The 241-nt window shown below is 58.5% G+C and carries 1 protein-coding gene; it reads left to right on the top strand.

Annotated elements, in window-relative coordinates; genetic code table 11:
- Positions 1–241 (top strand): HAD domain-containing protein (locus ACLJZ5_RS22155; protein ID WP_410959037.1); only part of this gene is annotated, 241 nt, incomplete at both ends.

Genomic DNA, 241 nt, shown 5'->3' on the forward strand with positions numbered 1-241 from the left:
CGACATTGACGGTGTCATGCATCGAGGCAACTCTTACGTCGCCGGGCGCTGTATCGTCAGCAGCGCGCCCGGCCGTATCGAACTGTTTGAATACCTGCCCGTGCTCGACGACCTGCTGGGTCTTTACCCAAGCGTTCGAATCGTACTTTCATCAGACTGGGCATATCGATTCGGTGTGGGCTACACCTGTGCGCAACTGCCGTCGTCGTCGCTGCGCGCAAGGGTAGTCGGCGCAACTTAT

This window comes from Salmonella sp. 5800 (assembly GCF_046558195.1).
GTDB classification, from domain to species: Bacteria; Pseudomonadota; Gammaproteobacteria; order Enterobacterales; family Enterobacteriaceae; genus Salmonella; species Salmonella enterica.